Raw genomic sequence first — 25093 nt, 5'->3', positions numbered from 1 at the left:
TCCGGAAGGAAGTCGTCGATGGGCGAGCCCGGCCCGAGGCGCCGGGGACACCGCGGCCGAGCGGGCGAGCAGGACCACGGTGGCGAGCAGGACCACGGTGGCGAGCAGGACCACGGCGGCGACCGGCGTGCTCGCGCTGACGCTCACCTGTGCAGCCTGCACGTCGGCGGGACCGGTGCCGACGCCCACCGTCACGGCGGGCCCCGAGACATCCCCGCCGACGACCGCGACCGCCCCGCCGACCCAGCCAGCGCCCGTCCCGCCGCCCGTGCTCCTGCCGACAGGGCCGGTGACCGAGCTCGCGGCGAACCTCGACGCGCCGTGGTCGGTCGTGCGCCTGCCCGACGGGGGCGTGCTCGTGAGCGAGCGCGACACGGCGCGCGTCGTCGAGATCGGCGCCGACGGCGGCGTGCGCACGGTCACCGAGATCCCGGGCGTCGTGCCGGCGGGCGAAGGCGGGCTGCTGGGCCTCGCTTTCCGAGCGGGCGACGGCGCAGACGCATCCGACCTCGTCTACGCCTACTTCACCGCCGACGCCGACAACCGCATCGTGCGCATGCCCCTCTCGGGCGGCCCGGGTTCGTACGCGCTCGGCGCGCCCCAGGTCGTGCTCTCCGGCATCCCGAAGGCGTCGAACCACGACGGCGGGCGCATCGCGTTCGGGCCCGACGGATTCCTCTACGCGACGGCCGGCGACGCGGGCGTGCGCGAGGCGGCGCAGGATCCGGCGTCGCTCTCGGGGAAGATCCTGCGGATGACGCCCGACGGGCAGCCCGCGCCGGGCAACCCGTTCGGTGGATACGCGTGGTCGATCGGGCACCGCAACCCGCAAGGGCTCGCTTGGGATGCGACCGGGCGGCTGTGGGCGGCCGAGTTCGGGCAGAACACGTGGGACGAGCTCAACCTCATCACGCGCGGGGCGAACTACGGGTGGCCGATCGTCGAGGGGCAGGCGGGCGACGCGCGCTTCACCGATCCGATCGCACAGTGGGCGACGTCGGAAGCGAGCCCGTCGGGCCTTGCGATCGTGGGCGACACGCTCGTGCTCGCGGCGCTCCGCGGCGAACGGCTCTGGACGGTGCATCCGGCGTCGCGCATCGCCACGGGCGACCCCGCAGTCGACACCGCGCCCGTCGTGCAGCCGTGGTTCGTCGGCGAGTTCGGGCGCGTGCGCGCCGTACTACCCGGCCCCAACGGCGACCTCTGGTTCGTCACCAACAACACCGACGGGCGCGGGTCGCCGCGAGACGGCGACGACCGATTGCGATCGGTGGGGATGCAACCGGGCGGATGAGCCGGGCGGATGTCTCGCCGACGACCCGCGCTCGGGGCCTGCCGGGCGTCGGCGCCCCGCGTTATCCTCATGCCATGGCGGATCTCGAACGCGTGCGACGGTGGGCCGAGGCCCTCATCGCCATGCACCTCGACCCCGCCGTGTGGACGTTCGAGTTCGACCATGCGAAGAAGCGCGCGGGGCTCTGCAACTACACGTCGAAGCGCATCTCCGTGTCGCGCTACCTCGCGGTGAAGTACGCCGACGACGAGATCCACCAGGTGCTCCTGCACGAGGTGGCGCACGCGATGGCGGGCCCACGGGCGGGCCACGGCCCGAAGTGGAAGCATCTCGCGGCCGAGATCGGCTACGTGGGTCGGCGCACGCACGACGGCGAGGTTGCCGACGAACTCGCGTCGTGGGTGGGGCGGTGTCCGTCGGGGCACGTGCATTACCGCTATCGTGAGCCCGTCCGGCCGCTCAGTTGCGGGCTGTGTCGGCGCGGGTTCGACCAGGCGAACCTCATCGTCTGGCGTCGGCGCGAGATCACGTCGGCGATGCGCAGGCGGGCGGCGAGCGCGACGGGTGCGGCCGAGGCATCCGGCCCGGCGGTCGACTAGCGAGACCCCACCCTTCTGAACGCGTCCTGAACGTTTCCTGAAACCTACTAGCATGGTTACGTGACCGTCTCGACCGTCTCCATCCCCGTCGGCCAATGGTTCACGTCGCAGGGCGACGTGCGCTGGTGGTTCGACTCCGGAGCCCTCGCCCTCGACTTCGCCTACACGGGCCCCATCGGGCGCGTCCGCGCCGACGGCGAGCGCCTGAGAGCCCCCGACGACCTCACCGCGTGGCTCTCCGAACGCTTCCCCGTGGCCGTCGGCGCTGCGCGCTCGCGCGACCTGTTCGACGCCGTCGCCCTCCGCGACGCCATCACCCGCATCGCCCTCGCGGCGAGCCGCGGCGACGCCCTCCCCACGAACGACATCGACGTCGTCAACCTCTACGCCGCGACCCCCGACGTGCCGCCCGCGCTCGGCGGCGGCTCACGACAGGCCGGCCGCTCGATCCAGACCGTGGGCCAGGCGCTCTCCACGATCGCGCGCGACGCCGTCGACACCTTCTCCCCCGCGAACCTCGGCCGCATCCACGAGTGCAGCGCCGACGACTGCGACCTCGTCTACCTCGACACGTCCCGTGCCGGCACGCGGCGCTGGTGCTCGATGCAACGCTGCGGCAACCGCGCGAAGGTGCGCGCCCACCGGGCGCGCAAGAGCGCGTCGAAGACCGCGGCGAACGAGTCGGCCGTAGCCGCCTGAGCGGACGAGTCGGCCGCACGCGGTCGACCCCGAGGCATCCGCTCGCTCAGACCCCCGCGCGGAGCACCCGCACGTCGCCGACCTCGGTGATCGAGCCGAGCGTCGCGAGTTCGTTCAGCCGCTCGGCCGTGGCACCGTCGACGGCCGCCTGACGGCCCTGCGCCGACGCCGACGTCAAGTGGCGCACCGCGCGCTTGAGCCCCGCGAACCCCGACGACACGAACGCCGCCTCGGGCGACGTGTCGTCGATGCCGAGGTCGATGAGGGCGTCGATGAGCGCACCCGCCGCGAGCAGGTCGGGCACGGGGAAGCCGCCTCCGTCGCGCGCCGCGACGATCGCGAGGTAGGCGCGGCGGCCGAGCCGCTCTTGTTCGGCGAGGATCCAGCGCGCCACGACCGAGGCATCCGTGAGCGATGCGGCGACGACCGCGGCCCCCTCGGGCACGGCGAACACGGGCGGGGCGACCTGGTCGGAGCCCGACGCCTCTTCGAGCGCGTCGACCCACACGACGATGTCGGCGCCGCCCGCGATGCGCGCGAGCCCCGCGTCGCCCTGGTCGAAGCGGACCTGGTACTTGCCCTGCGAATACGGCGCGTGCGTGGTCATGGCCTCAGGCTACCCACCGGGGCGCGCGCGGCGTCGGCGCGTGTCGGCGTGCGACGCGCGGAGCGCCCCGGAGATCACGCCCCCGTGTACCGCGCGAGCGCCTCGGCGTCGGCGGCGCACGCGGCAGCGCGACGGGCGGCGTCGAGTGCGGCGACGGGGTCGGGCTCCTGGCGGGCGATGACGAGTTGGCGCTCGGCCTCGGCGAGGCGCGTGCGGGCGTCGGCGCCGACCGATCCGCGGCCGCGGTCGACGAGCCCCGATGCCACCCGGATCTGCCCCTCGGCGATCGCGAGCGCACCCGACAAGGCCTGACGGGCGCCGTCGAGCCTCCCCGACGCGCGGCGGGCGTCGGCACGGGCGACCTCGAGGCGGTCTTGCGCGGCGCGCAGCCGGTCGCGGCGGAGGGCAGGGTCGTCGAGGGCGGGCTGCGCCTGGGCGAGCAGGGCGGAGGCCTCGGCCGCGACCTGCCCGAGGGCGACCGCCGCGGCGGCGACCCCAGGCTCGGCGGCGTCGGTGCCGGCCGTGAGTGCGTCGCGCTCGCCGCGCGCCGACGCGAGGTCGGCCTCGAGCGTCGCGGCCGCCTGCCGCGCCTCGTCGACGACCCCTGCGAGGTCGGGTTCGACGCGTTCGGCGGCTGACGCGAACCGCTCGGCCTCCTCGGCGAGCGCGCCGGCACGGGCGAGCTTGTCGGCGACGGGTGCTGCGCCCGAGCGGGCGAGGTCGGATGCCTCGTCGAGCACGCCCTTCGCGGCGTCGACCGCGGCGCGGGCGCGCGCGGCATCCGATCGGGCGGCTGCGAGGGACTCTGGGGCGAACTTCTCGCCCAGCCGGTCGATCGTCGCGTCGACCGCGTCGCACCGGCGGCCGAGCCCGTCGAGCTGAGCGGCGAGCACGGGCAGTTCGGACGGCACCGCGCGCTCGGCGCCGCGCGCCGCGGCCACCTGGGCGAGGGCGTCCTCGACGAGCGAGATCGCGCTGCGGCACCCGTCGCTGATGCGTGTGCTCCACGCGCGTCGCTCGGCCGCCGTGTCTGGCATGGCGTCGTCGAGCCGCTGCTGCAGGATGAACGCGTCCTTCAAGAGCGCCTCGGCCCGGTCGACCGCTTCGCGGAGCGGTGCCGAACGCGCCGTGCCGAACTGCGCGTCGGCGTACGCGACCTCGCGGCGCGCGTCGCGGACGGCTTCGTCGGCCCGCACGATGAGTCCCTTCGCCGACACCTCGAGGGCCCGGCCCGCGTCGAGTTCGCGGCGCTCGCGGCGTGCGCCCGCGCGGAGCGCGGCCCGCACGAGGAACCCGAGACCGACCGCGGCAGCGGCGAACACGACGAGCGAGGGGAGCCACCACAGGCCATCGGACATGCCGGGGAGTCTAGCCGCCCGCCCTCGTCGCGAGCGGGGCGCGCGACACGCGGCGGGCCGCAGACGCTTGGCCGAGGCATCCTCGCGATCTACGCTCGCAACATGCGGGTGCTCCTCAAGCTCACGCTCGATTGCGACCCGGATGCCGCGTGGCGAGCCGTCCGGTCGCCCGCCGTGCTGCGCGAGATCGTCGCACCGTGGCTCGACTTCGCCTCGCTCGAACCCGGCGGGCTTCCCACCGTCTGGCCCGAAGGGCCGCATCGGGTGCGCGCGCTCGCGTTCCGGCAGTGGCCGGCTGGCGAGGAGATCGTCGACGTCGACTACCCGAGCGGGTTGCCCGAGGGCGTCCGGATGCTCCGCGACGGCGGCGGGGCCCTCACGGGCCCGTTCGCAGCGTTCGACCGCTGGGACCACCGGATGGCCGTCTCGGCCCTCCCCGACGGGCGCACCCTCTATCGCGACCGGCTCCTCTTCTCGACGGGCAACCCTGTGGCCGACGCGGCCGCGTGGTATCCGACGTGGGCGTTCTGGCAGTGGCGCGGCGCGCGGATCAAGGCGCTCGCGCCGACGTGGGCGTTCGATCCGCCCGGCACGGCCGACGAAGCGCTGACGGCGGCGCGCGCGGCGGCACGGGCGGCCGCCTCGTGAGCGCGAGTCTCGCGGCACTCCAGCTCGCCGACTGGCGTCGCCGGGTCTTCGGCCTCTACGCGGGCGTGCGGCACTTGAGCGTGCGCGATCCCGCGGCCGGCCACGAGCTCTGGAAATCGGGCCGCGACGAGCTCTTCGCGGGACATCCGCAATCGCCGCTCCTGCCCGACGACCGCTACACGTTCTCGGGCCTCACGGTCGCCCGCTACGACCCCGACTGGCGGTTCGAGCTCGAGGTCACGCGCGCCGAGGAGCCCGAGAAGCTCGTCGTCGATTCGGCGACCGACGGCAAGATCCACCTCTCGCTCGTCGGCGCGGTGCGTGTGCCGTACCTCGGCTCGCTCGACGTGTGGCGCATCACGGGGTATGCGGGCGGCCTGTTCCTGCCCGTGAAAGACGGGCTCGCGGGCGTCCCCGGCGGCACGTACGGCGGCGGACGCTACCTGCTCGACACCATGAAGGGCGCCGACCTCGGGCCCGCGGCCGACGATGACGCGCTCATCGTCGACTTCAACTTCGCCTACAACCCGTCGTGCGCGTACGACCCGTCGTGGTCGTGCCCGCTCGCGCAGGCGGGCAACACGGTCGCGTCCGAGATCCCCGTCGGCGAGCGGATGCATCGCTGACGCGGCAACCCGCCCGCGCCCGCCCGCCGATCCGGCGCAGATCGCCCTTCATCGCCTGCGAAAGAGGCGATCTGCGCCGGATCGGCGAGTTCGGGTAGACTGCTCGACGGCCCGCGCTCGCGGAGCCTGCGTCGTAGATACGCTTCCGGGCGGTTCGAACGAGAACCACCCGTCGACTTCATACGGCGAACGGATGCGCACACCTGCGCCTTCGCCACCTCCCACCGCCGGGTCCCCGACCGTCGCACGCGCGCGTCGTCGGGACATCCGTGCGGTCGTGCCCTGAAAGGCCCTCGATCCTCGTGACCGAAACCACCACCTTCGCCACGCTCGGCGTTCCCGCGCCGCTCGTGGCCGTCCTCGCCGCCGACGGCAAGACGACCCCCTTCCCCATCCAGACCGACACCCTCCCCGACACGCTCGCGGGCCGCGACGTGCTCGGCCGCGGCAAGACCGGCTCGGGCAAGACGATCGCGTTCGCGCTGCCCATGGTCGCCCGGCTCGGCACGCAGCTCGCGGGCACCCGCCGTGCGGGCCGCCCCACCGGGCTCGTGCTCGCGCCGACGCGCGAGCTCGCGACGCAGATCACGAACACGATCGCCCCGCTCGCCGAGGCGTACGACCTTCGCGTGACGACGATCTTCGGCGGCATCAACCAGAAGCGTCAGGTCGAGGCGCTCAAGGCGGGCGTCGACATCGTCGTCGCCACGCCGGGCCGCCTCGAAGACCTCATCAGCCAGGGCTTCTGCAAGCTCGACGCCGTCGAGATCACGGTGCTCGACGAGGCCGACCACATGGCCGACCTGGGCTTCCTGCCCGTCGTCACGCGGCTCCTCGACAAGACCCCGCAGGGCGGGCAGCGGATGCTGTTCTCGGCGACGCTCGACAACGGCGTCGACCGGCTCGTGAAGCGCTACCTGCAGAACGAGATCCTCCACTCGGTCGACGAGGCGCACTCCCCCGTCGCGGCGATGACGCACCACGTGTTCACGACGGAAGACGCCGACACCAAGCACGAGCTCGTCCGCACGCTCGCGAGCGGCACGGGGCGGCGCATCCTGTTCATGCGCACGAAGCACCACGCGAAGAAGCTCGCGAAGAAGCTCACCGAGCAGGGCATCCCCGCGGTCGACCTGCACGGCAACCTGTCGCAGCCGCAGCGCGACCGCAACCTCGCGGCGTTCGGCGACGGCTCGGTCAAGGTCATGGTCGCGACGGATGTCGCGGCGCGCGGCGTGCACGTCGACGACATCGAGCTCGTGGTCCACGTCGACCCGCCGATGGAGCACAAGGCGTACCTGCACCGCTCGGGCCGCACGGCCCGCGCCGGTAGCGAGGGCGACGTCGTGACGATCGCGCTTCCGGGCCAGCTCGACGACCTCAAGAAGCTCCTCCGCAAGGCGGCCATCACGGCGCAGCCGCAACGTGTGGTGCCGTCGAGCCCCGAAGTGACGGCGCTCGTCGGCGAAGTCGCCGCCTACGTCAAGCCCGCGCCGCGCGCGGCCGCGCAGCCCCAGGGCGGCGGACGTTCGCAGGGCGCCAACGCGCAGCGCAAGCGCGCGGCGCGCGACGCGCGCGGCCAGGGTCAGGGCGGGGCGGATGCTCCGGCGCGCCCTCGTCGCGACCGTTCGGGCCGTCCGGCCGAAGAGCGGGCGAACCCGTCGAAGCGCGGGTCGGGCCACAGCCGCGGCGCGCAGACGACGGGCGCGCAGCGCGAGCGCACGGGCCGTCCGGCGCAGGGTTCGGGCGGTGCGGGCCAGGGCGGCGGCGGTCAGCGGGGCGGCCTCCGCGTCGGCAGCGTCGTGGGCGGCGCCCGCAACTCCCGCACGAACCGCCGCGCGCAGGGCTGACCCGAGACTCTTCGCCCCCGCTTCCCGCTCGCCCCCTTCCGCAATTCAGGAAGAACCCCGCGGCACGCCGCGGCCAGCGCAGCGACGCGCCGCACGTCCGCCGGTTCTTCCTGAATTGCGTGGGGCGGGTGGGCTGAAGAGGGCGGATGCCTCGACTGCAACGATTCGGACACGACCGGCCCGGGGCATCCTCTCGATTTCGTCTCGCGCGAGGGCTCGCCTAGCCTGTCGGACATGAGCACCGATGTCGTTGCCGCCACCGTCCGCCCCATCCGCGACTCAGATGTCGAGGCCCTCGGCCGCGTCCACGCGACGTGCTGGCACGAGACCTACGACCACCTCATCAGCGCCGCCGCGCTCGAGAACCTCTCGCCCCGCCGCATGGCCGACCTCTGGACCCACATGGCCGCCCGCGGCCCCGAGTACCGCCAGTTCGCGGCGCTCGTCGACGGCGAGATCGTCGGCTTCGTCGGGTCTGGTCCGGCCCGAGACGACGACGCCCCGCACGAGCGCGAGCTGTACTTCATCTATGTGCTCGACGCCTTCCACGGCACGGGCATCGGCAAGCAGCTCTTCGACGCCGCCGTCGGCGACGACCTCGTGTACCTGTGGGTCGCGAACGACAACCCGCGCGCGCACCGCTTCTACGAGCGCAATGGATTCGCGCTCGACGGCGCCGAGCAGATCCAACCGTTCCTCGGCGAGGAGCTCCACGAGGTGCGCTTCACGCGCTGAGCGCGCACTCCACCGCGATTCCGGATGTCCCTCCCGCCCTCCCGCTCGGTCCCCACCCCACTCGCCCCCGCTTCGACCGTTGACAGGCACTTTCGCGTTCGCGGCGCGGTGCCGAAGTGCCGAAGCGTCGAAGGTTCTTTCGCATCCAGGCGCCCGCACCCGCAGACCGTTCGAACCACGGTGCCGAAGTGCCGGGACGCCCGGGCCGGAAAGCCGCTCCCCAGCCGGCCGAGTGCGATCGGTCCGCCCGATGGGCGACGGGCGACGGGCGACGGGTGACGGGTCACTGGTGACCGTTGACGCGTCATCGACGACAAGAGACGTGGGGTGCGAAATCAGTGCCGAGGCACCGCCGGTACCGAAGTACCGCGGTCACGGAGAGAGCCGGCACTCGGGTACGACGGCGCTCGGCGTACAACGGCACCGGAGTCCGTTGACCGGGAACGGGCGTGCGAGGAGGGTGGGGGCATGTCCGAGAACAGCCCGAGTGTGCCGCCGCGATGGTTCGTGCGAACGGCGTGGGTCGTGCACCGCATCCTCAACCGACTGTTCGGCGGGCGCGTGCTGCGCAAGCCCGTGGAGGGCAAATGGGGCATGCTCGTGCTCCGCACGACGGGGCGGAAGTCGGGGGAGACGCGGCAGGCGATCCTCGCCTACTTCGACGACGGCCCCGACCTCGTCCTCATGGCCATGAACGGCTGGGCGAACCCCGAGCCGGCGTGGTGGCTCAACCTGCAGGCGCACCCCGAGGCATCCGTCACGCTGCCCGACGGCACCACGCGCGACGTCCGCGCGCGCACGAGCGAAGGCGCCGAACACGACCGGCTCTGGCGGCGCTGGAACACCTTCAACGACGCCGATCTCGACGGCTACGAGACGATCCGCGGCCGACAGACGGCCGTCGTCGTGCTCGAACCGCGCTGATCGCTGAAGCTACCCGAGCGCGCCGACCGCGGCGAGCGCGCGCTTGACGAGCACGCCCCGCCCGCCCTCGAGTTCGTCGCCGATCGACGGAGTGACGACCTCGGCGGGAGACATCCACGTCACCTCGAGCGCGTCTTGGCGCGGCTCGCACGTGCCCGTCACGGGCACGACGTAGACGAGCGACACCGCGTGCTGGCGCTCGTCGGTGAAGGGCGAGATGCCCGGCAGCGGGAAGTACTCGGCGACCGCCGCCGGAACGGGGCTCGCCGGCAGGAGCGGGAACGCCATCGGCCCGAGGTCTTTCTCGAGGTGGCGGAAGAGCGCGTCACGCACCGTCTCGCCGTACATGACCCTGCCCGACACGAGCGTGCGCGTCATCTCGCCGACGGCGTTCGCCCGCAGCAGCAGCCCGACCTCGGTGACCTGCCCGAGTCCGTCGACCCGCACGGGCACGGCCTCGACGTAGAGCAGCGGCAGCCGGCCGCGGATCTCGGCGAGCTCGAGGTCGCTGAGCCAGCCCGGGTTGGCGTTCGACCGCGGCTCGGGTTCTTCGCCGGCGGGCCAGTCGGGATCCGGAGTGCGCACGCTCATGGGTCGATTCTGCCCCAGGCGGCAGGGCATCCGCACGGGATACGATGCCCGGATGCGCATCGACGACGACGCCGTCATCTGGTCGGCCTCCGAAGCCGACCGGGCCGGCCGCCCCCTCCTCGTGCTCCTGCACGGGTACAACTCGAACGAATCCGACCTGTTCGGGCTCGCGCCCTACCTGCCGCTCCGACCCGCGATCGCGTCGCTCCGCGCACCCGTCCGCGCCGACTTCGGCTACGCCTGGTTCCCGCTCATGGCGGCCGGCATCGAGGAGTCGCTCGAAGGGGCGGATGCCTCGACGACGGCGATCCTCGACTGGCTCGACCGTGCCGCCCCCGACGTCCCGTCGGTCGGACTCATCGGGTTCTCGCAGGGGGGCGCCATGGCGCTCGAGCTCGTGCGACGCGACGCCGACCGGTTCGCGTTCGCCGCGAGCCTCGCGGGCTTCGCCCTCCCCGGCGAGCGCGACGGCGACGCGCACCTCGCCGAAGTCCGCCCGCCGGTGTTCTGGGGCCGCGGCAGCGCCGACACGGTCATCGCGCCCGACGCGATCGCCCGCACGGCCGAGTGGCTGCCCGAGCACAGCGATCTCGACCGCCGCACCTACGAGGGCCTCGGGCACTCGCTCGACGAGCGCGAACTCGGCGATCTCGTGGCCTGGCTCGGGGCGCGCTACACCGCCTAGGCCGGTTTCTCGGTTACGATGCCCGCGTGCTCATCGATGACGACGCCGTCCTGTGGTCCGCCCCCGCCGCCGAACGTGCCGGTCGGCCGCTCCTCGTGCTCCTGCACGGCTACGACCTCGACGAGCACCAACTGTTCGACCGTGCGGTGTCGCTCACGTCCGAGCCGGTGATCGCGGCGCTCCGCGCCCCGCTCGTCGCCGATACGGGCTACGCCTGGTACGAGATCGGCACGACCCGCACGTGGGCGCAGATGTCGGAGGACGCCCAGCGCGTCGCGGCAGAGGTCGTCGAGTGGATCGACCGGGTCGCGCCCGAGGCATCCTCGGTCGCCCTCGCGGGGTTCTCGCAAGGCGGCGCGATCACGATGGAGGCGATGCGCCGGGCGCCCGACCGGTTCGCGTTCGCCGTCCTCCTCTCGAGCACCGTCATGCAGTTCCCGCGCCCGGGCGACGCGCGCCTCGCCGAACGGCGCCCGCCCGTGCTCTGGGCGCGCGGCACCGCCGACACGGTGCTCGCAGCCATCCGGATCCGCACCACGACGGCGTTCCTCGACGAGCACACCGACGTCGACGCACGGCTCTACGAGGGGCTCGACCACTCCGTCAGCGACGAGGAGATGGCCGACCTCGGGGTGTGGCTGCGGGCGCGGTACGCCGACGGTCGCTGAGCGCGTCGAAGCGCTTTCAGCCCTGCTCGGCCCGCTTCGCCCGCCGCGCGGCGTCGCGCTCGGCGACGCGCTGCTTCTCGGCGCGCACGGCGGCCTGGGTCGCGCGCTCTGCGACGAGCCACTCGGGCGGCGACACGAGCAGCGCCTTGATCTCGGCGGTCGTGAGGGGCTCCTCGATGCCGGCACGCACAAGGCCCGAGTTCGAGATGCCGAGCTTCTCGGCGACGACCCGCTTGGGGTGCGGGCCTTCGCGACGGAGGGTCTCGAGCCACTCGGGCGGGCTCGTGCGGAGGGCGTCGAACTCGGCGCGGGTGACCTCGCCCGAACGGAACTCCTCGGGCGCGGCCTCGAGGAGGATGCCGAGTTTCTTCGCCGCGGTTTCGGGCTTCATGGTCTGACTCACCCTGCAACGTTAGCCGATGACCCCGATAGCCTGACTGTGTGGTGCTGCGTCTCGGGTACGTCGCGGGGGTGAGCCCCGGTCGCTGGGTGCGCACGTGGGCCGATCGGCGTCCTGATCAGCCCCTCGAGGCGACGCGCGTCGACGAATCGGTGCAGCTCGACGGGCTCGTCGCAGGGGAGCACGATCTGGCGTTCGTTCGTCTGCCGGTCGAGGTCGACGGCGACCTCCACGCGATCCCCCTGTGGGAAGAGGTGCCCGTCGTCGTCCTCCCCGCGACCACGCGTTCGCCGACGCCGAGTCGCTCGACCTCGCCGACCTCGACGGCGAGCCGCTCGCGCCCGTGCAGGCCGATGCCGCGATGACGATCGAGCTCGTCGCGGCGGGCACCGGCTACGCGGTCGTGCCGCACGGCGTCGCCCGCCTGCACCACCGCAAAGACGTCGTCGCGATCCCGTTGGCCGATGCTCCCCCGACGCGCATCGCGCTCGTGTGGTTCGCCGCGCGCGACGATGCCGACATCCAGGAGTTCGTCGGCGTCGTGCGCGGGCGGTCGGCGCGCAGTTCGCGCGGCGACGGGGCGGATGCCTCGGCAGCGGCCGATGCGGGCAAGAAGCCCGTCAAAGCGGGCAAGCCTGCCGCGAAGTCCGGGGCCGGCCGCGGGGCATCCGGTCGCTCCTCGTCCCAACCCGGCCGAGGCAAGACCGGCAGCGGCAAGTCCGGCGGCGGCCGCCGCCCCGGCGGAAAGGGCAAGCGCCGATGACCGCGCGACCGTTCCTGTTCCTCTCGGCCCGTCCCGAGGTCGAGGCGGTCGGGCCCGAGTACACGAGCGTGCTGCGCGCGTCGGGGCTCGACGAGGCCCAGCTCGAGCACGTGCGGCTCGACGTCGACCCGCTCTCGACGGTCGACCTCGACGACTACGCGGGCGTCGTCGTCGGCGGCAGCCCGTTCAACGTCACGACGCCCGAGGAACGCAAGTCGCCTGTGCAGCAGCGCGTCGAGTCCGACCTCGCGCGCCTCGGCGAGTGGGCGGTCGCGGGCGATCGGCCGACGCTCTTCACCTGCTATGGCATCGGCGTGTTCGCGCGCGTCCTCGGCGGCGAGGTCGACACGACGTACGGCGAAGACGCCGACGCCGTCGAGATCGCGCTCACGTCCGAGGGGCTCGACGACCCCCTGCTCGACGGCCTGCCCGACCGGTTCCTCGCGCTCCTCGGGCACAAGGAGGCGGTCGCGAAGCTCCCGACGGCGCCGTCGGGCTCGCGTCGAGCGCCGGATGCCCCGTGCAGATCTTCCGGGTCGGCGAGAACGTGTACGCGACGCAGTTCCACCCCGAGCTCACGACGGGCGACTTCATCGCCCGCGCGGGCGTGTACCGCCACCACGGCTACTTCCCGGCGCACGAGTACCGTGCCCTGGCAGCGCGCGTGTCCGCGACATCCGTCGACGAACCCCAGCGCATCCTGCGCCGCTTCGTGGAACTCGCGACCTACGAGACGCCGTAGCGCTCACGCCGCGACTGGTTCGGGCATCGGGAACCGCCGCTGCAGGATGATGCGCTGCACGAGCGTCCACGTGACCGTCGTGAAAAGGTAGAGCCCCGCCGCGAGCGGCACGAAGCACGCGAAGACCGCCGTGATGAACTGCAGGAAGCCGAGCATCTTGAGCACGGTCGGCGACTGGAGGGCAGCGGCGGGGTTGGGGGCGGCATCCGTCTTCGCGACGTTCTTCGACGCGGCCGAGGCATCCGCCGTCGCCGGCACCTTCGGCCGGAAGACGCGCCGGGTGATCTCGCCGACCGCCGCGATCGCGACGACGATCCCGCCGAACACGAGCGCCGTCGGCCACGTGAGCGTGCCCGCCGCGATCTCGCCCGCGAGGCTCGACCCGAGCGGCACGCCCGCGAACGTGTGCGTGAGCAGGTCGTTCGCGTGTCCGTTGATCTGCGGGTGGATGAAGAGGGCGTAGATGATGCCCACGACGGGCGCCTGCACGAGCATCGGCAGGCAGCCGGCGAACGGCGACGTGCCCTCGTCGGAGTAGAGCTGCATCATCTCGCGCTGCAGCCGTTCGGGGTTGTTCTTGTGCTTCTTCTGGAGTTCTTGCATCTTGGGCGCGAGTCGCGCGCGCGACTGCATGCCGCGCTGCATCGAGATCGCCGTCGGGATGAGCGCGGCGCGCACGACGAGCGTGATGAGGATGATCGCGGCGGCGGCGCTCGTCGCGCCGAGGAACGGGGCGAGGATGTCGGCGAGGCCCATGAGGAGCCCGTAGGCGCCGTCGAACAGCCACGAGGTGAGCGGGAGTGAAGTGAGGTCCATGAGAGGTCGAAGTCTTTCGGTCGCGTCGGATGCGGGGTCCGTCTGACCGCGTGCGCGCGCACGAATGCGATGGGTCGCCGAGAACCGGCGAGCGGATGCCTCGTGCCGCGACTACGCGGTCGCGAGACCGCGTCCGGGGGCCCGCGGGCGGGCTCGACCGGCGGCGTCGGGGTCGCTCTGCGAGAGCAGGAGCCCGGGGTCGGCGGTCTGCCGGAGGCGTGACGACGCGCCGCTCGCGTCGGCCGCGACGAGGCCGGGCATGGCCCGCACCGTCATGACGACGACCACGACGGCCGCGGCGCCCATGACGCCGACGACCATGACCGAGAGGCTCGCGTTCGTCGAGCCGGCGAGCTCGAAGTACGCCTGGAGCGCACGCACGAGTGCGATGACGAACTCGCTCATGTGCACTCCTTCCGCCCGCGGCTCCGCCGCGCGGAGCGCGACGCTTCCCTCACGGTAGCACCGGGGTTGCTGAGAGCGCGCTCAGGATTGCTCGGCGCCCGCCCCGAGGCATCCGGAACCTCGCGGGACCGTCACCGACCGCGCCCGCCGCCGCCTCCGCCGCCGCCGCCCGAGAACCCGCCGCCGCTCGATCCGCCCGAGAAGCTCGACCCGCCGCTCGACGACCACCCGCCGGTGCCGCCCGACGAGCCGCCCCAGCGGCTGTTCGAGTTCGCGGCGGCGTTCGCGAGCGCGACCTGCCTCGTGCCGACCGAGCGCATGCCGTCGATCGCGCCCCACGAGGTCCCGCGCGCCCACACGCCCGCACCGACGCCCGCCACCGCAGCGGGCACGTGCTCGAAGGCGTAGAGCTCGAGCACCTCGCGCCATTCTTTCTCGACGCCCCAGATGACGGCGTACGGGAGGAGCTTCTCGTAGAGGTCGAGCACGGCGCGGCCGTCGGTCGTGTCGACGCGTTCGGCGGTCGTCGGGCTCTGGAGCAGCCGGATGCGGTCGGTCTCGGCGAGCTTCAGGTAGTCGCGGAGGCCCGTGAGCGCGGTGACGGCCTGCGTGCCGGCGGGCGTCGGTGCCGGGAACTTCGGCCGGGCGGCGAACACGGAGAACGCGGCGAACACCGCGATGATCGCCGGAATCCCGAAGAAGACGGTGTCGAGGCCGCCGAGGCCGAACCGCCCGCCGCCGATCAGCCCCATGACGAAGAGCACGGCGGGGATCGCCGCGATCGCGAATGCGATCCCGATGACGACCCACGCGCCCGGCGGCGTGCGCTTGTCCTTCAGGAGCCCGCGCGTGACGAGGTCCTTCTCGAGGCGCTTCGCGAGCGGGCCGAGCCGGGGGGCGATCGAGTCGGCGTATCGGCTGATGTCGACACGGGTGCCGGGCTGCGCCTGGTCGCCGAAGACCGCCTTCACGAACGTCTGCTCGTTCGCGTCGAGGCCGTCGAGGGTCACGAGGTCGACCTCGTCGGGGTTCTCGGCGTCGCCCCCGATCCGAACGATGCCTCGAACGGCGAAGTCGAGGAGTTGCGCCGCCCACGCGCGGTCGCCGCGGCCGAGGAGGAACGCCGCTGGCATGACGCCGAGTCCCTTCGGTGCGGAGTACTCGGGGATGACGATGGGCCCCGGCTTGGGCTTCGGACGCCCGAACAGCCGCACCGCGAACCGGCCGATGGCGGAGAAGAAGACGGCGCCGAACGTGCCGAAGATGAGCCAGCCGAACGTGTCCGCGCCGTCGTCGGACCCGTCGGTGGAAGCGTCGGGTGCCGTGTACGGGATCGGCGTGCCCTCGACGAACGTGCCGGGCGCGAACCCGACCGCGAACGTGAGCGTCTCGTACGGGCCGAGCCCGACGTCGCTCGACGTGAAGACCGCCGCTCCGCCGTCGACCTCGTCGGTGCGCACGATGCCGCCCGTACAGGGCGTCGACTCCCCGACGCCCCGGTAGCACGCGGCCTCGCCCGTCAGCGCGTCGACGAGTGCGGGCGCGACGATGAGCCGCGCGGACACCTGCGGGAAGCTCTGCGACCAGCCCGTGCCGTTGACGTCCCAGTAGAACTCCTGCGCGCCCGTGTCGGCGAAGCCGCGGATCGTGTCGCGCTGCCGGTAGTCGATGACGTAGGTCTTGCGGCCGTGCACGAACGAGTCGTCGCCGAGCGCGATGCTCATGAAGTTCTCGTACGGCTCGGCCGTGAACGGCACGGGCGCACCGTTCTCGTCGACGACCGAGATCACCTCGGTGCCGAGCGGCACGTCGCCGTACCAGTCGGGGATGTCACGGTAGAAGCCGCGGTTGACGTCATCGTCGGAGAAGACCGCGACGATCGTCTCGCGCACCTCGAGCATCGCGTGGCCGTCGGGCGCGCGGTCGAGCCGGTACTCGGCGTCGAAGCTCTCGAACGTGAACTGGTTCAGGTCGTCGGCGGCAGCCGACTGCGCGGCGAAGCCCGGCATGCCGACGGTCGGCAGCGCGACCGGCAGCGCCGGCAGGACGACGGCGAGGATGACTCCGGCGAGCGCGAGCAGCGATGCGACCTTCGGGCGGGGTGCGCGCGAGGCATCCGCCGTCGCCGTCTTCGTGCGCGTCATGCGCGCGAACGCCCGACGTGCGCGGCAGCCGTCGTCGCGGCGATCGCGCGCAGCGACTCGACGACCGTCGCGACCTGGGCGGGCGTGAGCCCGTCGAGCATGCGCGCCTCGGCGGCGACGAGTTCGCGCATGGCGTCCTCGACGCGCGTGCGGCCTTCGGGCAGAAGCTCGATCAGGCGGCTGCGGAGGTCGTCGGGGTGTCCGTGGCGCGCGATGAGGCCGCGCGCCGTGAGGCGGTCGAGGCGGTAGGTGATCGTGCCCGTCGCGGTGCGCGTCGAGGCCGAGAGCTGCGAGGGCGTCATGGTGCCGTCGCCCGGCGCCTTGCGGAGGAGCGAGAGGATGTCGAACTCCCACGCCCGGAGCCCCGCGGCCGAGAACGCGCGCTCGCGCGCCCGCTGAAGGTCGCCCGCGACGCGGCGGAGCCGCGACATGACGTCGAGCGGCGTCAGGTCGACGTCGGGCAGGATCTCTGACCAGGCGTCGATGATGGCATCGACGTCGTCCTCGTCGGGTCGGCTCATGCTCCGACAGTAGCGCGCAAGGGCGGGCGCGCCGCGGGCTACACGCGCGCCGTGCGCCCGTCGGCGAAGCGCGCCCTCGCGCGGTCGTGGTTGCTTGCGACCGGCACGAGCGTCGTGGCCTTCGGAAGACCGAGCGGCTTCGTCGAGACGTACATGCTCTCGGCGCGATCGACGAGGAACGTCTCGTGCCAGATGCCGATGGCGCCGGGCGCCTTGCGCGCCGCCCGGTTGAAGCGCGTCCAGGCGGGCCGGTGCGCTTGCGACGGGTTCGCGGCGTAGTCGTAGAGCTTGTCGACCGACGACCAGTACTGCACGACGTACGGGCCGCCTGGACCGAAGAGGAGTTCGAAGCCGAGGAGGCCCGAGTCGGGGTCGGCGCCGAGCTCTTTCAGCATGGGCGGCATGGCGAGGAACGCGGGAAGCCACAGGTCGGGCCGCCACCAGCGGTTGATCTGCATGCCGATGTGGAAGACGACGAGTTCGCCTTCGTACCGGTGGGTCATCCGCCCTTCGACGACTCGACTCATGATTCCATCCCCTAGATAGTTGCACTATCCATATTGGAGAGTTGTACTATCCAAGTCAAGAGGGGGCGCATGAGAATCTCGGAGCTTTCGACCGCCGCCGGCCTGCCGGTCGCGACGATCAAGTACTACCTGCGCGAGGGCCTGCTGCCCGAAGGCGTCCGCACCTCCCCCACGCAAGCGACCTACGACGAGGTTCACCTTCGGCGTCTCCGAGTCATCCGCGCCCTCATCGAGTCGGGTGTCAGCATCGCCGAGACCCGCAAGGTGCTCGCCGCGATCGACGACCCACCGCAGAGCCCGCACCTGCTCCTCGGCGCCGCCCACGCCGCCGTGCTCCCGGCCGCCGACGACACGATCGACACCGCTGAGGCCGAGCGGCTCGCCGAGCGGCTCGGCTGGCAGCCCGGCATGTGCGACGAGCACGTCTTGTCGGGCCTCGCCCGCACCCTGCAGTCGATCTCCCGCACCGGCTTCGCCGTGCCCGACGACGTCATGGACGTCTACCTCGCGGCCATGCGCGACCTCGCCCGCGCCGAGATCGCGGGCGTTCCGACCGACTCCCCCGAGGCCGCCGTCCGCTACGTCGTGCTCGGGTCGGTGCTCGCAGAGCCCCTGCTCCTCGCCCTCCGTCGCGTCGCCGAGCAGATCGCCTCGGCCGAGCGGTTCGCGGCGGCGCAAAGCGCGGCGGGCGGATCCACCGCCGCGCCCGACCCCACCGCCGCGCCCGCGCCCACCGCCGCGCCCGACTGAGTCTGGACATACCCTCGGGGTGCGGTGCTTGAGTGGCGTCATGAGCGATCGAGCCAAGGCGGCACCCCGCAGCCACCCCGACGAGCCGCACGCCGGAAGCCTCGCCCAACGCCTCAACTGGCTCCGCGCCGGAGTGCTCGGCGCGAACGACGGCATCGTCTCGGTCGCCGCGATCGTCGTCGGCGTCGCAGCGGCCACGACCGACCTCGGGCCGACCCTCACTGCGGGCGCCGCGGGCCTCATCGGCGGCGCGATCTCGATGGCGCTCGGCGAGTACGTCTCGGTCTCGAGCCAGAGCGACAGCGAGAAGGCGCTCATCGCGAAGGAGCAGCGCGAACTCGCCGAGACCCCCGAGCAGGAGTTCGAAGAACTCGTCGGCCTCTACGAAGCGCAGGGCCTCGCCCCCGCGACCGCCCGACAGGTCGCCCTCGAACTCACCGAGCACGATGTGCTCGCCGCGCACCTCTCGGCCGAGCTCAACATCGACCCGAACGACGTCGTGAGCCCCTGGCATGCGGCCGTGGCATCCGCCATCGCCTTCACGATCGGCGCAGTCCTGCCCATGCTCGCGATCCTCCTGCCGCCCGAGCCGTGGCGCATCCCCGTGACGTTCGCCGCCGTGCTCCTCGCCCTCGCCATCACCGGGTTCACGGCCGCGACGATCGGCGGCAGCTCGCGCCCCCGCGCGATCGCCCGCGTGGTCATCGGCGGCGCGCTCGCGCTCGGCGCGACGTTCCTCATCGGGAATCTGCTGGGGACGACGGGGGTGGCGTAGATCACCGCGCCTGCGGCGAATCAGTCGCCGAAACGGACATCCTCGATCTTCACCGTCGTCGAAGCCTCGAACCGCACCGCCGAACGCCCGACTGCGAGCTCGTACTCGCCACCGCGGATATGCCACGAACCGGACTCGAGATCGAAGTCGGCAAGCAGCCTCGGATCGGCCGTGAGGACGATCGACGCCGACTCGCCGGGATCGAGCTCGACCCGCTCGTAGTCGAGCAGGCGCGCGCGCGGCTCGCCGTCTCTCGCGATGGCGTAGAACTGGGCGACCTCGGCGCCCCGGCGCCCGCCCGTGTTCACCACCGTGAGCGTCGCCTGCACTCCGCCATCGCCCGCTGTGATGACGACGTCGTCGTAGGAGAATTCGGTGTAGCTGAGACCGTGCCCGAAGGCGAAAGCCGGCGGGAGCGCGTGCTTCGCGTGGTGACGGTACCCGACGTCGGAGCCCTCGGCGTATTCGATCGTCGCCGCGGTGCCCCAGGTCTCACCGTAGTTCGGGGTCACCGGGAAGACGAGCTGGTCGTCGGAGGCGGGGAAGGTGACCGGCAGGCGTCCGCTCGGGTTGACGACGCCGGTGAGCATCTCTGCGATGGCCTCCCCGCCGTTCTGCCCGCTGTACCAGGCCTCGACGACTGCGGGCACCGAGTCGAGCCACGGCATCGACGGCGGGTTGCCGGTCTCGAGCACGACGATCGTCGACGGGTTCGCTTCGGCGACGGCGGCGATGACCTCGTCTTGGCCGCGGGGCAGCGAACGGTCGGCGCTGTCGAAGCCCTCCCCTTCCCAGGCCACCGCGAAGACGATCGCGATGTCCGCGCGCTTCGCGAGCGCGGCGGCCGCCGCGGGCGTGAGGGCCGGGTCGTAGATGAATGTCGCGTCGGGGTGGAGCCTGCGCAGGTGTTCGAGCGGTGCCGAGGGATGCACGACCTCGCGGCGCAGGCGCCAGAGCGGACCGTCGCCGCCGAGGGCGGTGTTGAGCGGCCAGCCGCCCTCGGCCAGGGTGAGACTCGAGCCGGAGCCCGCCGGCACCCCGAGGTGGGCGTGACCTCCGATCACGGCGATCGTCTTCTCACCCGGGGACAGCGGCAGCAGGTCGCCCTCGTTCTTGAGCAGCACGATGCCCTGTCGGGCGGCCTCCAGCGCGATCCGCGCATGGGCGGCACGATCGACCGCCGGACCAGGCTCGCCGGTCACTCCGACGTCGAACAGGCTGCGGAGGATGCGGCGCACCATGTCGGAGAGACGTGCGCGCGAGAACTCGCCCGCCTCGAGTGCCGCTCGCAGGGGACCTGCGAACCATTCCTCCTCGTCGAGCTGGGCTCCGGAGTGCTGGTCGAGTCCGTACTCCGCGAACCGCCAGGAGTAGACCGCCCGCCAGTCGGACATGATCCAGCCTCGGTAGCCGAACGCTCCCTTGACGATGTCGTCGAGCAGCGTCGCGTTGCCGCCCGAGTATTCGCCGTTCACCTTGTTGTAGCCGGCCATGATCGTGCCCGGCTCGGCGATCTCGATGCCGATCTGGAAGGCGAGGAGGTCTGACTCGCGGTGCGCGGCGGGCTCGATCACCGCGTCGAGCCAGAACTTGTTCGTCTCCGACGCGTTGAGCGACAGGTGCTTGAGGAGCGAGACGACGCCCTCGGACTGCGTTCCGGCGACGGTCTCTCCCGCGATCTCGCCGCTCAGCAGCGGATCTTCGGAGACATACTCGAAGTTGCGGCCGTTGTGGAGGTCGCGGATGAGGTTCATGCTGCCGCCGCACAGCACGTTGAACCCCCGCTCCCTCGCCTCGCGTCCGAGGAGAGCGCCGACCTCGCGGGCCAGCGCCCGGTTGAACGTGGCGCCGAGCGCGATCCCCGCGGGCAGCGCCGTTGCGGTGTCGCCCTCGCGACCGCCGCCCGGGTTCGTGATCCCGAGCGCGGCGTCCGTGATGAGCAGGTCGGGCACGCCGAATCTCGGAACGCCCCGAACCCACCCCGCGATCTGCGGCACGTGCTCGGGGACGCGTTCGTCGCGGATGTCGCCGTCGGCCGTGAAGACCTTCACCATGAGGCTGGATATCAGCCCGAATCGCTCGTCGTCGGTGAGCTGCTGCTCCACCTGCCGGGCGCGCTCGTCGGGATCCGACGAAAGAGCGCTCAGATCATCATGCAAGGCCGGGCCCCCGCCCCTTCGAGGTTCGAATCCGGCCTACTGGCCGTTGCCGTCACTGTATCCGGGCGGAGTCCGCGTACTCCACCCCCGAGTGCGGGTCACGATCTCACGGCATCACCGGACCGCCTCCTCCCGAGACGGACCGACCCGGGCTCTGCGCGCCGCTCGGGGCACCGAGCAAAGAAGAACGCCCCGGATCTCATCGAGACCCGGGGCGTTCAGCCGGCGGTACCGGTGGGATTTGAACCCACGGTGGGCGTTAACCCACACAACTTTTCGAGAGTTGCACCTTCGGCCGCTCGGACACGGTACCGGGATCGAGTGTAGGCGAGACATCCAAAAGATCCAAAACGAGCGGATGCCTCGTCCCGCAGCCCGCTCGTGACCGACTCGTGATCGCCCTCCCAGCGCGCATACAGCGCACGCGAAGCGCACTGTCGGCGGTCGCTTCTAGCGTGAGCGCGTGACCCTCGATCTCGCCTCCGCCGCCCGCGTCGGCAGCGGCCTACGCCTCGCGACCGCGACCGTGCTCGGTCACGCCGGGGTACCGAAGTACCGCGAGCTCGTGCGCGAGAACGCTGCGACCCTCAACGAGACGCTGCCTGTGCACTCGAAGTGGTGGCGCGAGCGCGCCGCGGCGGGCGGCGACCTCGTGTACGTCGCGATCGGCGACTCGGCGGCGCAGGGCATCGGCGCGAGCCGTCCCGACCGCAGTTACGTGGGACTCCTCGCGGCGTACGCGGGCGCACGGGTCGGGCGAGACATCCGAGCCGTCAATTTGAGCGTCTCGGGAGCGACGACCGCGCTCGCGGTGCGCGACCAACTGCCGAAGCTCGCTCGTCTCGACGTCGAGCCCGACCTCGTAACGGTCTCGATCGGCGCGAACGACATCGCGGCGTGGAGCGCTCGCGAGTTCGACCGGAACATCCGCGCGATCCTCGACGCCGTGCCGTCGCACGCGATCGTCGCCGATCTGCCGTGCTTCCATCTTCCGAAGGGCGAGCGCAAGGTCGCCGAGGCGAACCGGATGCTCCGTGCCGCCGCCCGCTCGCGCGGGCTCGTCGTCGTGCCGCTGCACGCAGCGACGAAGCGGCAGGGCGTGCGGGGCATCCTCACGCAGTTCGCGCGCGACATGTTCCACCCGAACGACGACGGGTACGAGGTGTGGGCCGGGGCGTTCCGGCCGGCCGTCGAGGCGCGGCTCGCGGCGCTCGCGACGGGTGTCGCGTCGGGCGGTGTCGGAGGCCGCGGCTAGTCTTCGAGACATGGCCAGACCCGCGTCGAGTTTCCGTTGCAGCGAGTGCGGATGGTCGACGGTCAAATGGGTCGGCCGGTGCGGCGAGTGCCAGCAGTGGGGCACCGTGGCGGATGTCTCCGAGCCCGCCTCGCTCGCTCGCGCGCTCAAGCCCGTGGCTCCCATCGGCGAGCGCCGCGCGCGCCCGATCGCCGAGATCGACGTCGAAGACTCGGCGGCGCACCGCCCGTCCGGCATCTCCGAGTTCGACCGTGTGCTCGGCGGCGGCATCGTGGCGGGCGCCGCGATCCTCCTCTCGGGCGAGCCGGGGGTCGGCAAGTCGACGCTCCTGCTCGAGGTCGCACAGCGCGTCGCGGGTACCGGGCGACGTGTGCTCTACGTGAGCGCCGAGGAGTCGGCCGCACAGGTGCGGCTCCGCGCGGGCCGCACGGGTGCGCTGTCGCCCGAGCTCTATCTCGCCGCAGAGACCGACCTCGCGACCGTCCTCGGCCAGGTCGACGCCGTCGACCCCGACCTGCTCATCGTCGACTCGGTGCAGACGGTATCGAGCTCGCAGTCCGACGGTCTGCCGGGGCAGCCGAGCCAGGTGCGCGAGGTCGCGTCGACACTCATCCGGCTCGCCAAAGAGCGGCAGTTGCCCGTGCTCATCGTCGGCCACGTCACGAAAGACGGCACGATCGCGGGTCCCCGCCTGCTCGAACACCTCGTCGACGTCGTGTGCCAGTTCGGGGGCGACCGGCAGACGTCGCTGCGGTTCGTGCGCGCGCTCAAGAACCGGTTCGGCCCGACCGACGAGGTCGGCTGCTTCGAGATGACGGGCGACGGCATCGCCGAGGTGCCCGACCCGTCGGGGCTCTTCCTCTCGAAGAACCGGGCTGCCGTGAGCGGCACGTGCGTGACCGTCGCGCTCGAGGGCCGTCGAGCGCTCCCCGTCGAGGTGCAGGCGCTCGTCGTCGAGTCGAAGGCACCCCAGCCCAGGCGAGTCGTGAACGGCGTCGAGCCGTCGCGCGTCGCCATGATCCTCGCCGTCCTCGAACGGCGTGCGGGCCTCCGAAAGCTCGCCGAGCACGATGTCTACGTGTCGACCGTCGGCGGTATGCGCCTCATCGAACCCGCCGCCGACCTCGCAATCGCCGTCGCGATCGCCTCAGCCGTGCGCGACCGTGCCGTGCCGCACGAGTTCGCCGCCTTCGGCGAGATCAGCCTCGCCGGAGAAGTACGGCCCGTGACCGCCGCGCGCCAGCGCGCCGCCGAGGCCGGGCGGCTCGGATACTCGACCATCCTCGATGAAGGGGCCGGGAGCGTGCGCGCGGCGGTCGAGCGGGCGATGCTCGCGTCGACGAGCGCGCGTGAACGCGAACTCGACGCGGCGTTCTGAGTTCTTACGCTTCGAGCGCCTTGAGCAGTTCGGTCGGCGACGCCTGCATGGGGTGCGGCCCAGCGATGTCGAGGAAGACCGTCGTGATGGTCGACTCGTACCGCTTCAAGAAAGTCTTGAGCCAAGCCGGGCTCTGCAGCCCCACCGCGGGCGGCAGGTTCGCGGGCTTGTTGAGCGCATCGCTGAAGAGCAGCAGTGCGATCTCCCCCGTGTTGGGGTCGCGGTACGTCCACACCTCGCCGCCGTCGAGCGGCTTGTCGCGCGGACCCGGCTTGATGAGCGGCACCACGGTGTTGCCGTAGCGGAGCGCGAGGGCGACGGCCGCGACATCCTGCTTCTCGAGCGCCTCGGCGAGCGCCTGCGAGCGGAACTCGACCGTGGGTTGCGTCTTCTTCCGCGCCTTGCCTGCCATGCCGCCAGCCTACCGAGCGCCCCCACACAGTCGCCGAACGGGCGACGTGCGAGTCAGTACAGCAGGAACTGCTTCGTCTCGGCCGACTCGATGCCCGAGACCGTCACCGACAGGTGGTACGACGCGCCGCCCGCGGGCACCGCTTCGCGGGCGCCCTCGCACGTGTCGGGCGCGGAGCGCGTGCGGTCCCAGATGATCGGCACGCTCGAGCTCACCGGGGTGTTCGGCGCGAGCGCGACCTCTGCGTCGACGGGGTCGACGGCGCAGTCGGTCGAGGTCCAGTACTGCTCGTCGCCGCTCTTGATCGTGAACACCTGCGCCGCGCTCCCGGCGTTCAGCACGCACGTGTTCTTGCCCGTGTTCGTGATCGTGACCGACAGGTTCGGGTTCTCACCGGCCGCGTACTCGGTCTTGTCGGTGACGGCCTCGACCGTCACCTGCGCGGGCTTGCACGCGTCGCCGTCGACGGCGACCGCCTCGGTCGGAATGACGGTCGGCGGAGCCGACGGGTCGGATGTCTCGGGTGCGTCCTTCGAGTCGGATGCGCTCGCGGCATCCTTCGGCTGCTCTTCGCCGCTGCTCGCGCCGGGGCGCACGATGATGAGCACGATCGCGACGATGACGGCGATGAGCCCCAGCAGCACGACCAGTCGTCGCCGCCGGTAGACCGCGGGCGAGAGCCGCCCGTCAGGAGTGCGGTTGGTCGACATGTGCACAGGGTACGTCCGCGATCGCCCGGCGCCCGGCACCGGCCCGGCGTGC

29 protein-coding genes and 1 tRNA gene are annotated in these 25093 nt (G+C 72.2%); 17 read left to right on the top strand and 13 right to left on the bottom strand.

The features are described 5' to 3' along the window. The first annotated feature begins 97 nt into the window (after positions 1 to 97). The 3 genes from ET445_RS06925 to ET445_RS06915 all read left to right on the top strand — a co-directional run bounded on the left by ET445_RS06925 (position 98) and on the right by ET445_RS06915 (position 2592). Entirely contained in the window at positions 98 to 1294 is a 1197-nt protein-coding gene (locus tag ET445_RS06925; protein ID WP_166462024.1) for a PQQ-dependent sugar dehydrogenase, read from the top strand. Between the two features lie 74 nt (positions 1295 to 1368). Continuing rightward, positions 1369 to 1893 carry a SprT-like domain-containing protein gene (locus ET445_RS06920; protein WP_129190064.1) on the top strand — a complete coding sequence of 175 codons (525 nt, stop codon included), beginning with the start codon at positions 1369 to 1371 and terminating at the stop codon, positions 1891 to 1893. Between the two features lie 60 nt (positions 1894 to 1953). Then, positions 1954 to 2592 carry a CGNR zinc finger domain-containing protein gene (locus tag ET445_RS06915; protein ID WP_165314323.1) on the top strand — a complete coding sequence of 213 codons (639 nt, stop codon included), beginning with the start codon at positions 1954 to 1956 and terminating at the stop codon, positions 2590 to 2592. A 46-nt stretch (positions 2593 to 2638) separates the two neighbouring features. Here ET445_RS06915 and ET445_RS06910 read toward each other — a convergent pair whose 3' ends face one another. Both ET445_RS06910 and ET445_RS06905 read right to left on the bottom strand, forming a co-directional pair. Continuing rightward, a complete protein-coding gene (locus tag ET445_RS06910) occupies positions 2639 to 3199 on the bottom strand; it encodes a hypothetical protein (protein ID WP_129190062.1) in 561 nt (186 codons plus the stop codon). Between the two features lie 74 nt (positions 3200 to 3273). Beyond that, entirely contained in the window at positions 3274 to 4557 is a 1284-nt protein-coding gene (locus ET445_RS06905; RefSeq protein WP_129190060.1) for a coiled-coil domain-containing protein, read from the bottom strand. Between the two features lie 102 nt (positions 4558 to 4659). On the opposite strand from ET445_RS06905, the gene ET445_RS06900 reads away from it, so the two are divergent. The 5 genes from ET445_RS06900 (at position 4660) to ET445_RS06880 (ending at position 9340) form a co-directional block, all read left to right on the top strand. Continuing rightward, positions 4660 to 5205 (top strand): SRPBCC family protein, encoded by a 546-nt coding sequence (locus ET445_RS06900; RefSeq protein WP_208008567.1) that lies wholly within the window; start codon positions 4660 to 4662, stop codon positions 5203 to 5205. Beyond that, positions 5202 to 5831 (top strand): DUF1684 domain-containing protein, encoded by a 630-nt coding sequence (locus ET445_RS06895; protein WP_208008665.1) that lies wholly within the window; start codon positions 5202 to 5204, stop codon positions 5829 to 5831. Before ET445_RS06900 ends, ET445_RS06895 begins: the two co-directional genes overlap by 4 nt. 302 nt (positions 5832 to 6133) lie before the next feature. Continuing rightward, positions 6134 to 7681, top strand: a complete 1548-nt coding sequence (locus ET445_RS06890; RefSeq protein WP_129190056.1) for a DEAD/DEAH box helicase — start codon at positions 6134 to 6136, stop codon at positions 7679 to 7681. A gap of 234 nt (positions 7682 to 7915) precedes the next feature. Continuing rightward, entirely contained in the window at positions 7916 to 8416 is a 501-nt protein-coding gene (locus tag ET445_RS06885) for a GNAT family N-acetyltransferase (protein ID WP_129190054.1), read from the top strand. Positions 8417 to 8884: 468 nt separating this feature from the next. Next, the gene (locus ET445_RS06880) at positions 8885 to 9340 is read left to right on the top strand and encodes a nitroreductase family deazaflavin-dependent oxidoreductase (protein WP_129190052.1); all 456 of its coding nucleotides are present in this window, start codon (positions 8885 to 8887) and stop codon (positions 9338 to 9340) included. Between the two features lie 9 nt (positions 9341 to 9349). On the opposite strand, the gene ET445_RS06875 is transcribed toward ET445_RS06880, so the two are convergent. Next, a complete protein-coding gene (locus ET445_RS06875) occupies positions 9350 to 9931 on the bottom strand; it encodes an NUDIX hydrolase family protein (RefSeq protein ID WP_129190050.1) in 582 nt (193 codons plus the stop codon). Between the two features lie 52 nt (positions 9932 to 9983). Between ET445_RS06875 and ET445_RS06870 the strand changes: the two genes are divergently transcribed. Both ET445_RS06870 and ET445_RS06865 read left to right on the top strand, forming a co-directional pair. Next, a complete protein-coding gene (locus tag ET445_RS06870; protein WP_129190048.1) occupies positions 9984 to 10616 on the top strand; it encodes an alpha/beta hydrolase in 633 nt (210 codons plus the stop codon). A gap of 26 nt (positions 10617 to 10642) precedes the next feature. Beyond that, positions 10643 to 11284: an alpha/beta hydrolase gene (locus ET445_RS06865; protein ID WP_129190046.1), complete on the top strand. Its 642-nt coding sequence runs from the start codon at positions 10643 to 10645 to the stop codon at positions 11282 to 11284. Between the two features lie 16 nt (positions 11285 to 11300). On the opposite strand, the gene ET445_RS06860 is transcribed toward ET445_RS06865, so the two are convergent. Further along, entirely contained in the window at positions 11301 to 11675 is a 375-nt protein-coding gene (locus tag ET445_RS06860) for a DUF5997 family protein (RefSeq protein WP_129192442.1), read from the bottom strand. 50 nt (positions 11676 to 11725) lie between these two features. On the opposite strand from ET445_RS06860, the gene ET445_RS17930 reads away from it, so the two are divergent. From ET445_RS17930 to ET445_RS06845, 3 genes are read left to right on the top strand one after another with little or no spacing between them, the layout of a single operon-like run. Beyond that, positions 11726 to 12049 carry a LysR substrate-binding domain-containing protein gene (locus tag ET445_RS17930; RefSeq protein WP_129190044.1) on the top strand — a complete coding sequence of 108 codons (324 nt, stop codon included), beginning with the start codon at positions 11726 to 11728 and terminating at the stop codon, positions 12047 to 12049. Further along, the gene (locus ET445_RS17925; RefSeq protein WP_129190042.1) at positions 12046 to 12447 is read left to right on the top strand and encodes a LysR family transcriptional regulator substrate-binding protein; all 402 of its coding nucleotides are present in this window, start codon (positions 12046 to 12048) and stop codon (positions 12445 to 12447) included. Before ET445_RS17930 ends, ET445_RS17925 begins: the two co-directional genes overlap by 4 nt. After that, the gene (locus ET445_RS06845; protein ID WP_243695358.1) at positions 12444 to 13280 is read left to right on the top strand and encodes a type 1 glutamine amidotransferase family protein; all 837 of its coding nucleotides are present in this window, start codon (positions 12444 to 12446) and stop codon (positions 13278 to 13280) included. The genes ET445_RS17925 and ET445_RS06845 overlap by 4 nt, the downstream gene beginning before the upstream one ends. Here ET445_RS06845 and ET445_RS06840 read toward each other — a convergent pair. The 5 genes from ET445_RS06840 to ET445_RS06820 form a co-directional block, all read right to left on the bottom strand. Beyond that, positions 13193 to 14005: a YidC/Oxa1 family membrane protein insertase gene (locus ET445_RS06840; protein WP_129190040.1), complete on the bottom strand. Its 813-nt coding sequence runs from the start codon at positions 14003 to 14005 to the stop codon at positions 13193 to 13195. The genes ET445_RS06845 and ET445_RS06840 overlap by 88 nt on opposite strands. A gap of 111 nt (positions 14006 to 14116) precedes the next feature. Beyond that, positions 14117 to 14410 (bottom strand): DUF6412 domain-containing protein, encoded by a 294-nt coding sequence (locus ET445_RS06835; RefSeq protein WP_129190038.1) that lies wholly within the window; start codon positions 14408 to 14410, stop codon positions 14117 to 14119. 131 nt (positions 14411 to 14541) lie between these two features. Continuing rightward, positions 14542 to 16554: a DUF2207 family protein gene (locus ET445_RS06830; RefSeq protein WP_129190036.1), complete on the bottom strand. Its 2013-nt coding sequence runs from the start codon at positions 16552 to 16554 to the stop codon at positions 14542 to 14544. After that, positions 16551 to 17075, bottom strand: coding sequence for a MarR family winged helix-turn-helix transcriptional regulator (locus ET445_RS06825; RefSeq protein WP_129190034.1), 525 nt, complete (start codon positions 17073 to 17075; stop codon positions 16551 to 16553). The genes ET445_RS06830 and ET445_RS06825 overlap by 4 nt, the downstream gene beginning before the upstream one ends. Before the next feature lie 38 nt (positions 17076 to 17113). Further along, positions 17114 to 17602 (bottom strand): DUF4188 domain-containing protein, encoded by a 489-nt coding sequence (locus ET445_RS06820; protein WP_129190032.1) that lies wholly within the window; start codon positions 17600 to 17602, stop codon positions 17114 to 17116. 69 nt (positions 17603 to 17671) lie between these two features. Here ET445_RS06820 and ET445_RS06815 point away from each other — a divergent pair, with 69 nt between their 5' ends. Both ET445_RS06815 and ET445_RS06810 read left to right on the top strand, forming a co-directional pair. Next, a complete protein-coding gene (locus ET445_RS06815) occupies positions 17672 to 18352 on the top strand; it encodes a MerR family transcriptional regulator (RefSeq protein WP_129190030.1) in 681 nt (226 codons plus the stop codon). Between the two features lie 40 nt (positions 18353 to 18392). Beyond that, positions 18393 to 19127 carry a VIT1/CCC1 transporter family protein gene (locus ET445_RS06810; protein ID WP_129190028.1) on the top strand — a complete coding sequence of 245 codons (735 nt, stop codon included), beginning with the start codon at positions 18393 to 18395 and terminating at the stop codon, positions 19125 to 19127. Between the two features lie 20 nt (positions 19128 to 19147). Here ET445_RS06810 and ET445_RS06805 read toward each other — a convergent pair whose 3' ends face one another. Beyond that, positions 19148 to 21232: a beta-glucosidase gene (locus tag ET445_RS06805; protein ID WP_208008566.1), complete on the bottom strand. Its 2085-nt coding sequence runs from the start codon at positions 21230 to 21232 to the stop codon at positions 19148 to 19150. Between the two features lie 280 nt (positions 21233 to 21512). Continuing rightward, positions 21513 to 21599, bottom strand: a tRNA-Ser gene (locus tag ET445_RS06800). A gap of 150 nt (positions 21600 to 21749) precedes the next feature. Between ET445_RS06800 and ET445_RS06795 the strand changes: the two genes are divergently transcribed. Beyond that, positions 21750 to 22541 (top strand): SGNH/GDSL hydrolase family protein, encoded by a 792-nt coding sequence (locus tag ET445_RS06795; protein WP_129190026.1) that lies wholly within the window; start codon positions 21750 to 21752, stop codon positions 22539 to 22541. A 10-nt stretch (positions 22542 to 22551) separates the two neighbouring features. After that, entirely contained in the window at positions 22552 to 23919 is a 1368-nt protein-coding gene (gene radA, locus ET445_RS06790) for a DNA repair protein RadA (protein ID WP_129190025.1), read from the top strand. A 4-nt stretch (positions 23920 to 23923) separates the two neighbouring features. On the opposite strand, the gene ET445_RS06785 is transcribed toward radA, so the two are convergent. Both ET445_RS06785 and ET445_RS06780 read right to left on the bottom strand, forming a co-directional pair. After that, positions 23924 to 24331: a dehydrogenase gene (locus tag ET445_RS06785; RefSeq protein ID WP_129190023.1), complete on the bottom strand. Its 408-nt coding sequence runs from the start codon at positions 24329 to 24331 to the stop codon at positions 23924 to 23926. A 53-nt stretch (positions 24332 to 24384) separates the two neighbouring features. Beyond that, complete coding sequence (locus ET445_RS06780; protein WP_129190021.1) at positions 24385 to 25041, bottom strand: hypothetical protein; 657 nt, start codon at positions 25039 to 25041, stop codon at positions 24385 to 24387. Positions 25042 to 25093 lie beyond the last annotated feature (52 nt).

The organism is Agromyces protaetiae, from assembly GCF_004135405.1.
Taxonomy (GTDB): domain Bacteria; phylum Actinomycetota; class Actinomycetes; order Actinomycetales; family Microbacteriaceae; genus Agromyces; species Agromyces protaetiae.
The sequence above is the reverse complement of the archived record's forward strand: the minus strand, read 5'-3'. Positions and strand labels throughout refer to the sequence as shown.